Origin of the sequence: uncultured Propionibacterium sp. (genome assembly GCF_963539965.1) — a bacterium.
GTDB lineage: Bacteria > Actinomycetota > Actinomycetes > Propionibacteriales > Propionibacteriaceae > Propionibacterium.
Genome location: NZ_CAUTOU010000077.1, coordinates 1 through 9233 on the forward strand (window position 1 = coordinate 1; position 9233 = coordinate 9233).

6 protein-coding genes are annotated in these 9233 nt (G+C 72.9%); all 6 read left to right on the top strand.

Annotated elements, in window-relative coordinates:
- Positions 1 to 633, top strand: a 633-nt coding sequence (locus R2N01_RS10165) for a hypothetical protein (protein ID WP_316670810.1), incomplete at its 5' end; no start/stop codon positions are given.
- Positions 630 to 4586 carry a type VII secretion protein EccCa gene (eccCa, locus tag R2N01_RS10170; protein WP_316670811.1) on the top strand — a complete coding sequence of 1319 codons (3957 nt, stop codon included), beginning with the start codon at positions 630 to 632 and terminating at the stop codon, positions 4584 to 4586. The genes R2N01_RS10165 and eccCa, both read left to right, overlap by 4 nt.
- On the top strand, positions 4583 to 5497 hold the full coding sequence (locus tag R2N01_RS10175; RefSeq protein ID WP_316670814.1) for a hypothetical protein: 915 nt from the start codon (positions 4583 to 4585) through the stop codon (positions 5495 to 5497). Before eccCa ends, R2N01_RS10175 begins: the two co-directional genes overlap by 4 nt.
- An 87-nt stretch (positions 5498 to 5584) precedes the next feature.
- Positions 5585 to 7033, top strand: coding sequence for a glycine hydroxymethyltransferase (locus R2N01_RS10180; protein WP_399553279.1), 1449 nt, complete (start codon positions 5585 to 5587; stop codon positions 7031 to 7033).
- 130 nt (positions 7034 to 7163) lie between these two features.
- Positions 7164 to 8483, top strand: a complete 1320-nt coding sequence (locus tag R2N01_RS10185) for an anaerobic C4-dicarboxylate transporter (RefSeq protein ID WP_316670821.1) — start codon at positions 7164 to 7166, stop codon at positions 8481 to 8483.
- A 136-nt stretch (positions 8484 to 8619) separates the two neighbouring features.
- Positions 8620 to 9233, top strand: a 614-nt coding sequence (locus tag R2N01_RS10190; protein ID WP_316670817.1) for a VanZ family protein, incomplete at its 3' end; no start/stop codon positions are given.

The window sequence follows — 9233 nt, forward strand, 5'->3', positions numbered from 1 at the left end:
GCGCGCGCCGGGCTCACCGACGAGGCCCGCAGCCGGGCCGACGGGGAACTGGCCGCGGCCCGCGCCCGGGACGGGGACGAGGAGCCCCGCCCGCCGGCCACCCTGGCCGAGGCCATGACCGGCCTGCCCCGCACGGCCCACGGGCTGGCCTGCCTCGATCTGACCCGCGAGCAGTTCCCGGGCTGCCTGGACGTGCGCGGCTGGGCCGACCAGCTGGCGCCCATCGCGCGCTTCCCGGACTTCCTCGTCACGGACTTCGGCGTGCGCGACCGCGACGAGCTGAGCACGATCGCCTCGTCCAACCACGCCGTCTGCATCGTCGCCGGCACCTCGCGAGGGCGCCTCACCCGCGCCCTCGCCCTGGCCACCTGGCTCCGGGACGAGGGCGCCGCGCCGCTGGTCTGCATCAACGACGCCCACGGCGGTTCGAGCAGGCGCCAGCTGCGCCTGCTGAGCAGCGCCCTGAGCCGCCCGCCCGTCCTCGTGCCCCACGACCCGGCGCGCCTCGGAGCCGACCCGGCGCGCAGCACCGGTCTGAGCCAGCGCAGCCGCAACGCCGTCCTGGAGCTGACCACCCGCCTCATGGCCGCCTGCCAGCCGGTTCCCGCACCCGGACGGGGGGAGTCCCCATGAGCCTGCGCATCGTCCACCGCCCGGCCCGCGTCACCGAGCCGCTCACCCGGCCCGAGCCGCGCACGATCTCGTCGCCGCCGAACGCCGGCGACCTGCCCAGCGGCGGCATGCACAGCCAGCTGCTGCTGCCCATGCTGGGCGCCCTCAGCTCGACGCTCATGATGGTCGTCATGCGCAACGGCCAGCCGGTGTACATGCTGATCGCCGCCGTCGTGCTGCTCGTGGCCGTCATCAGCGCCATCGTCATGACCTTCAGCGGCCGCGGCCAGGCCATCCGCCAGCGCTCCCACCAGCGCGAGCTCTACCTCGACTACCTGGAGAGCATGCACGCCGAGCTGGACGAGCAGGTCCACCGGGTGCGCGAGCAGGCGGTCACCAGCTGCCCGACGCCCGACGGGCTCATGTCGGTCATCACCGACCCGGCGCGCCTGTGGGAGCGCCGCATGGGCGACGCCGACTTCCTGTCGCTGCGCGTGGGCACCGCGGACATGCCCTGGATCCGGCTGGACATGAGCGAGTCCGAGACCCCCATGAACCCGGCGGACCCGGTACTGGCGGGGGAGGCCGAGCGGCTCATCGACGGGCACCGGGTCATCGCGGGCATGCCCGTCCGCCTGCCCGCCAACGGGGCCGGCGACATCTCCGTCATCGGCGACCGCGACGAGGTGCTCAACGCGGCCCGCTCGCTGCTGTCCCAGGCCGCCGCCCTGCACTCGCCCGACGACCTGAAGATCGCCCTGGCCTGCCCCCGCTCGCGCATCGGCGACTGGGCCGGCGTCGACCAGCTGCCGCACATGGTCAACGCCCGTCTCTTCGACGGCCCCGTGCCGGCCCGCCGCATCGCCCCGGACCTCCCCGCCCTGGCCCACGTGCTGGGCACCGAGCTGACCGATCGCGTCGAGCAGGCCGGGCTGAGCCGCAGGTCGATGTCCACGACGACGGCGCACACGCCCCGCATGCTCGTCATCGCGGACCAGTGGGGCTCCAACGCCGCCCCCCTGCCGCTGCCCGACAGCGCCTTCACGGCGGCCGACGTGGGCATCACCGTCATCCACCTGCTGTCCGACCGGCTGCACGAGCCGAGCGACGTCTCGGCCCGGCTGGTCGTCGGCGGGCGGGGGACGCGCCTGGAGCTCCGCGGCGCCGAGCACGGGACGGTCGAGTCCATCGCCGTCGACCGCACCAGCCCCGCGCGCATGGCCTCGCTGTCCCGCACGCTGTGCCCGCTGCGGCTGCGCCCCGAGGACCGCGTCGAGGAGCAGGAGACGCCGGCCATGAGCGTCCACGAGCTGCTCGGCATCCACACGCCCGACGACATCGACAGGACCACCGGATGGGCCCCGCGCTCTCCCGCCGACTTCCTGCGCGTGCCGATCGGCCTGGACGACCAGGGCGCCCCGGTGCTGCTCGACCTCAAGGAGAGCGCCCAGTTCGGCATGGGCCCGCACGGCATCTGCATCGGCGCCACCGGTTCGGGCAAGTCGGAGATGCTGCGCACACTCGTCCTGACCCTGGCCATGACGCACTCGCCCGAGGACCTGTCGATGATCCTCGTCGACTACAAGGGCGGCGCGGCCTTCTCGCCCTTCACCGACCTTCCGCACCTGGCCGGCCTCATCGACAACCTGGCCGACGACCCGCACCTGACCGAGCGCGCTCGCGCCAGCATCCAGGGCGAGGTCGTGCGACGCCAGCAGATGCTCAAGGACGCCGGGCACCTGGCCTCCATCACGCACTACCGCGAGGCCCGCCGCCAGGGCGCCGGGCTGCCGCCGATGCCGCACCTGTTCGTCGTCATCGACGAGTTCGGCGAGCTGCTGACCGCCGAACCCGAGTTCAGCGAGCTCTTCCTGCAGATCGGCCGCATCGGACGGTCCATCGGCGTGCACCTGCTGCTGTCGAGCCAGCGCATCGAATCCGGCAAGCTGCGCGGCCTGGACACCTACCTGTCCTACCGCCTCGGCCTGCGCACCTTCTCCGAGAGCGAGTCGCAGGTGGTCCTCGACACGAAGGACGCCTTCCACCTGCCGGCCGTGCCCGGCTACGGCTACCTGAAGGTCGACACCTCGGTCTACCGGCGCTTCCGCGCCGGCTACGTCTCGGGCCCGGTCGAGGAGGCCGAGAGCCCGGCCGACGAGCAGGCCGGGGCCGCCGAGCCCTTCGAACTGCCCGTCTACAACACCATCGCCGCCGGCCGGACCAGCAACGACGTCGAGGCCCCGCCCCAGCTCACCGCGCCCGAGGTGGGCCAGAGCCTGGTGGACGCCTGCGTCGCGCGCCTGCGCGACGACGCCCGCGCGGTGCGCCCGGTATGGCTGCCGCCGCTGCCCGAGCGCCTGACCCTCAACGACGTCCTCACCCAGACCGAGCCCGAGCCGGGCCTGGCCGCGGTGATCGGCCTCATCGACGATCCCGCGCACCAGTCCCAGCAGCCGTGGCGCCTCAACCTCACCACAAGCGGCGGCCACGTCGCGGTGATAGGCGCCCCCGGTTCGGGCCGGTCCACCTTCCTGCGCACGCTCACCGCCTCACTGGCGCTGACGCACACCCCGCGCGAGGTCAGCGTCTACGGCATGGACCTGACCGGCGGGGGCCTGGCCCGCCTCGAGGGCTTCCCGCATGTCGGCGGCGTGGCCACACGGGGCAACCGCGACCGGCTGCGCCGCCTCGTCGAGGAGCTCCTCGGCATGCTCGCCCAGCGCGAGAGGCTCTTCCAGGAGCGCGCCATCGAGTCGATGGCGCACCTGCGCCACCTGCACGGCCAGGGCGACCTGCCCGAGCTGCCGAGCGCCGACGTCGTCGTCCTCGTCGACGGCTTCGGCCTGCTGCGCAACGAGTTCGAGGAGCTCTCCGACCAGATCAGCGACCTGATCGTGCGCGGCAGCAGCTACGGAGTCCACTTCGTCGCCGTGCTCGGACGCTGGAACGAGCTGCGCATCAACCAGCAGTCCCGCTTCGGCACCCGCCTGGAGTTCCGCCTCAACGACCCGACCGACTCGGTCATCAACCGCAAGCTCTCGCAGACGATCGGCGCCGAGCAGTACGGCCGCATGCTCACCGACGACAGGATGTTCGCCCAGCTGTGTCTGCCCGTCCTGGACGACACCGCCGACGAGGACCTGGGCGACGCCCTGTCCGAGCTGGCGCAGCGCGTGGCCGGCGCGTGGGGAGGCCCCGCCGCGGCGCCGATCCGGCTGCTGCCGACCTCGCTCGACCCGGCCCAGCTCACCCCGCCCGAGCAGGAGCCCGACGCGGTCCCCTTCGGCATACGCCAGGACTCCATGGAGGACGCCTTCTGGGAGCCGCTCGACACCGACCAGCACCTGCTCGTCCTGGGCGACGCCCGCTGCGGCAAGTCCACCCTGCTGCGCACGCTCGCCCGCGGCCTGACGAAACGGTTCAGCAGCGACGAGCTGGTCATCGCGGTCATGGACCCGCGCGGCACCGTTCCGCAGGCCGTCCCCGAGGAGTACCTGGCCGGCCACGCCAAGAGCACCCGCGACGCCGTCGGGCTGGCCTCCTCGATCGCCAAGGAACTCGAGTCGCGCACCGCGCTGAGCCCGGACGAACGGGCCGGCTCGCCGCGCGTCATCCTGCTGGTCGACGACTACGACATCCTCAACGCGGGCGGCTCCGAGCCGCTGCACCCGATCGTGCCCTATCTCCCCTCGGCCAGGGACCTCGGCTTCAACGTCGTCCTCACCCGTACCGTGGCCGGCGTCTCCAGGGCCATGTACGGCGAGGCGATGCAGGGCCTGCGCGACACCGGGGGCACGACCTTCCTGATGTCCGGGGACCGTTCCGAGGGCCAGATCCTGCCGCGCGTCTACCCGCAGGCCATGCCGCCCGGGCGGGGCCAGCTGCTGCGCCGCGGCCGGCGCCCGGTCGTCGTCCAGGCCGCCGCCGAGCCCCACGGGGGTCCGACGGCGCGCGGGGAGGGGAAGGCGGCATGAGCAGCACCCAGTCGCTCCTCGTGGCGGGCACCGGCGGGGGCGCCGGGACGACCACCGTCACCGCGCTGATCATCGCCCTGCTGCGCTCCCACGGCATCCGCACCACCGCCTGCGACCACTCGAACGGCACGCTCGCCCAGCGCGTCGAGCAGCCCGGGCGCTCCCCGCAGGGGCGGGTGACGCGGCGCATCGCCGGCATCGAGGAGGTGCAGGTCACCGACGCGGGCCGCATGACGGCCGCCATCGCCGACGCCCTCGAGGTGCCCGACTTCGCGCTGTGCCTCGTCAGCGGCGCCGGCGTCGGCCCGGCACGGACCGGACGAGCCGTCCTCGACGAGCTGCTGGGGCGCTTCGGCCAGCAGATCCGCCGGCGGGTCCTCGTCGTCTCGAGCGCCGCGGCATCGGTGCGCAGGCGCGACGAGCAGGCCGCCCGCGAGATCCTGCGCCCCGACGTCGAGCTGCCCCGCTCCCCCGTGCTGGGGGCCGCCGGGCCGATCAGGCTCGACCTGGCCGGCAGGGCCCTGACACCGGTGCTCGACAGGCTCGGCGGCCGCCTGGGCGAGCTCATCCGGTTGCAGGCCCCGCCGCAGGACGACTACGACTGGCCGACCACGGCCGGCGGGCAGGCCCCCCGCGCCGGTGCGCCGATCTCCGAGGCCGCCCCCCGGTCGGTCCGGGCCGGCGCGCAGCCGACCCTGATCGACGCACCGGCCCCCGTGCCGCAGCCGACCAGGATCGGCACCCAGCCGGCACGGACCGGTGCGCAGTCCGCCCGGGGCACGACAGAGCCCACCCGGCTCACCGCGAGACCCGCCCGCGCGGCCCGCGTGGCGCCCGAGACCGCCGAGCAGTGGCAGGAGCAGGCGTCCTCGGCCCAGGAACGCCCCCGGCGCATGATCGAGCTCCACTAGGCCACTAGATTTGGGGTCCGGAAAACATCTTCCGGTGCCGCGCACGGGCCGCGCCCGGCCCGCACCGCCCAGACCCGAGGAGTCCCCGTGACCGGAGTCGACGTCACACAGCAGGCGAGCATCGCCTACCAGGCCATGCTCGAGGTCATCGAGGCCTCCGAGCCCGCCGTCGCCGCAGCCATCCGCCAGGAACTGATCGATCAGCGCGGCTCGCTGAAGCTCATCGCCTCGGAGAACTACGCCTCGCTGCCGACGCTCCTCGCCATGGGCACCTGGTTCTCCGACAAGTACGCCGAGGGCACCATCGGCCACCGCTTCTACGCCGGCTGCGCCAACGTCGACACCATCGAGGCCGCTGCGGCACGCCACGCCGAGGAGCTCTTCGGCGCCGATCACGCCTACGTCCAGCCCCACTCGGGCATCGACGCCAATCTCGTCGGCTACTGGACGATCCTCTCCCACCGCGTCGAGACCCCCGGTCTGGCAGAGCTGGGCGCCAGGGGCGTCAACGACCTGTCCGAGCAGGACTGGGAGAGGCTGCGACGCCGTCTCGGCTCGCAGCGCCTGCTGGGCATGAGCCTCGACGCCGGCGGTCACCTCACCCACGGCTTCCGCCCGAACATCTCGGGCAAGATGTTCCACCAGCGCAGCTACGGCACCGATCCGGCAACCGGCCTGATCGACTACGACGCCGTCCGCACCCGGGCCCGCGAGTTCGGGCCGCTCATCCTCGTGGCCGGTTACTCCGCCTACCCGCGCCGCGTGAACTTCGCCACCATGCGCGAGATCGCCGACGAGGTCGGCGCGACCCTCATGGTCGACATGGCCCACTTCGCCGGCCTGGTCGCCGGCGGGGTCCTCACCGGGGACGAGGATCCGGTGGCCAACGCGCAGGTCGTCACCACGACCACCCACAAGTCCCTGCGCGGCCCGCGCGGCGGCATGGTGCTCGTCGACGACGAGTTCGCCGCCGACGTCGACCGGGGCTGCCCGATGGTGCTCGGGGGCCCGCTCGGCAACATGATGAGCGCCAAGGCCGTCGCCCTGGCCGAGGCGAGGACGCCCGCCTTCAGGCAGTACGCCCGGGACGTCGTCGCCAACGCCAGGGCGCTGGCCGAGGGCCTCCTGCGCAGAGGCGCGGAGCTGGTCACCGGCGGCACCGACAACCACATCGTGCTGCTCGACGCGGCCACCAGTTTCGGTCTGACCGGCCGCCAGGCCGAGTCGGCGCTGCTCGAGGCGGGCATCGTCACCAACCGCAACTCGATCCCGCGCGACCCGAACGGCGCCTGGTACACCTCGGGCATCCGGCTGGGCACCCCGGCGCTGACCAGCCGCGGCTTCTCCCCCGACGACATGGACCGCGTCGCCGGCCTCGTCTGCGAGGCCCTGGAGGGCACCACCCCGGCGACCACCGGCAGGGGCGCGCCCGGCAGGGCCAGGTACGACATGGCCGACGGCCTGGCCGCCCGCGTCCACGCCGAGGCCGGCGAGCTGCTCGGCGCCAACCCGCTGTACCCGGGCCTGGAGCTCTGAGCGCCCCCGCGGAGGCGCGCGATGCGCACAGTGCGGACCGGGCCCCGGACCGGGTCCGCGGGGCATAGAGTCGGTGGTGAGCGGCCGGCGCGACGAGGCGCCCGCCAACCACCTGCCCATGGAGATCATCATGATCTGGATCCATCTCGTCATACTGCTCGTCTTCCTGTTCGCGGGATCGCGGCTGGGCGGCGTCGGCGTCGGCCTGGCCGGTGGGGCCGGCACCCTCGTCCTCATCGCCACAGGCCTGTCCACGGACGTCGACACGGACATCCCCTGGACGGTGATCGGCATCATCATGCCCGTCATCTGCACCATCGCCGCCCTGCAGGCCGCCGGCGCGGTGGACCACCTGGTCCACCTGACCGAGGTGATGCTGCGCAGGCACCCGAGGCAGATCACCTACCTGGCGCCGTTCTCCACCTTCCTGCTGTCGCTGCTGTGCGGCACCGGTCACACCGCCTACTCGGTGCTGCCGGTCATCGTCGAGGTCGCCAAGGAGAACAAGGTGCGCCCCTCCCGGCCGTTGTCGATCGCCGTCGTCGCCTCGCAGATCGCCGTCGCCTCCTCGCCCATCTCGGCCACCACCGCCGCCCTGCTGGCCTCCGTCGAGCAGATCGGCGTCGGCTACCTGCAGATCCTGGCCATCACGATCCCGACGACCTTCCTGGGCTGTCTCGTCGGCGCCGTCGTCGCCTCCCGCCAGGGCTGCGAGCTCCAGGACGACCCGGTCTACCAGGAGCGCGAGGCCAAGGGCCTGGTCTCCCACAGCTCCGCCTCGACGCTGAAGCCCGACTACAGGCCGGCCAAGGGCGCCATGGCCGGCCTGTGGATCTTCCTGGCCGCCGTCCTGCTCATCATCGTCTACGCCACGATCAGCTCCAAGCAGCTCGGCATCATGGACGACCCGCCGATGAACGCGACCTCGGCCATCATGCTCATCATGCTCACCTGCGCGGCCGTGATCTGCCTGGTCTCCCGCCACCAGGTGGCCCAGATCACCGCGCAGTCCACCTTCCGCGCCGGCATGAGCGCGGCCATCTGCATCCTCGGCGTCGCCTGGATGGGCAACGTCTTCTTCGGCGCCTACCGGGACACGCTCATCAACGCCACATCGGACGCCCTGCACTCGGTGCCGTGGCTGTTCGCCGTGGTGCTCTACTTCGCCTCGCCGATCCTGTTCTCGCACGCCGCGACGACGACGGCCTTCATGCCGATGGCCGTCTCCATCGGACTCAGCGCGACGACGATCATGGCCTGCTACCCGGCGGTGGCCAACTACTACCTGCTGCCGAACTACCCGACCACCGTCGCCGCCATCGAGATGGACGACACCGGCTCGACGAGGGTCGGCAGGTTCGTGCTGAACCATCCCTTCGTCATACCGGGGACCGTGTCGATCGCCGTCATCGTCGCCCTCGGCTTCCTGTGGGCGCCCATCATCCTGTGACCCGGCCCCGAGGGCCTCCGGGGCCGGGAACGCGCCGCCCGGCCCCGCCGCGCAGACGATCGTGGCAGGCTGGTTCACCGTCGGCTCCGCCCCGGGGCGGATGCCCGATGACGAGGAGGGACGATGGAATCGAGCCATGGTGAACCAAGCGATCATGTCCGTGGTCATCGGCGGCGCCCTGTCCCTCGCGCTGTCGGCGCCCCTGGTCATCCGCCAGTACCGCCGCTTCGGCCGCTTCTCGGCCGGCCGGGCGGCCTGGTCCGCCGCCGCCGTCGTCCACCTCACGGCGCTCATCGCCTACACCCTCTTCCCGCTGCCCGACATGTCGGCCGAGTACTGCGCGCACCGCCCGCACGAGTTCCTGCTCGACCCGACGGCCTACTTCTCCGACACGGCCCGGCACCTGGCGGGCCAGCCGCTCCGGACGGCCCTGGCCAGCTGGGACGTGCGCCAGATGGTCCTCAACGTGGCGCTGTTCGCGCCCCTGGGCCTCCTCTGCCGCGACTTCCTGGAATGGGGCGCCCTGCGCAGCCTCGCGACCGGCTTCGGCGTCTCGCTGGCCATCGAGCTCACCCAGTACACCGGAAACTGGGGCCTCGCGCCCTGCCAGTACCGGGTGGCCGACATCAACGATCTCATCACCAACACGGCCGGCACCGGCGTGGGCATCGGCATCGCGGCCCTCGCCCCGCGCCTGGTCGCCGGCGCCGACCGCCTCGCGGCGCACCGCGGCGAGGCCCGCCCCGTCAC

Coding starts and splice junctions, on each gene's coding strand:
- eccCa (WP_316670811.1), top strand. CDS start 630: ATGAGCCTGCGCATCGTCCACCGCCCGGCCCGCGTCACCGAGCCGCTC.
- R2N01_RS10175 (WP_316670814.1), top strand. CDS start 4,583: ATGAGCAGCACCCAGTCGCTCCTCGTGGCGGGCACCGGCGGGGGCGCC.
- R2N01_RS10185 (WP_316670821.1), top strand. CDS start 7,164: ATGATCTGGATCCATCTCGTCATACTGCTCGTCTTCCTGTTCGCGGGA.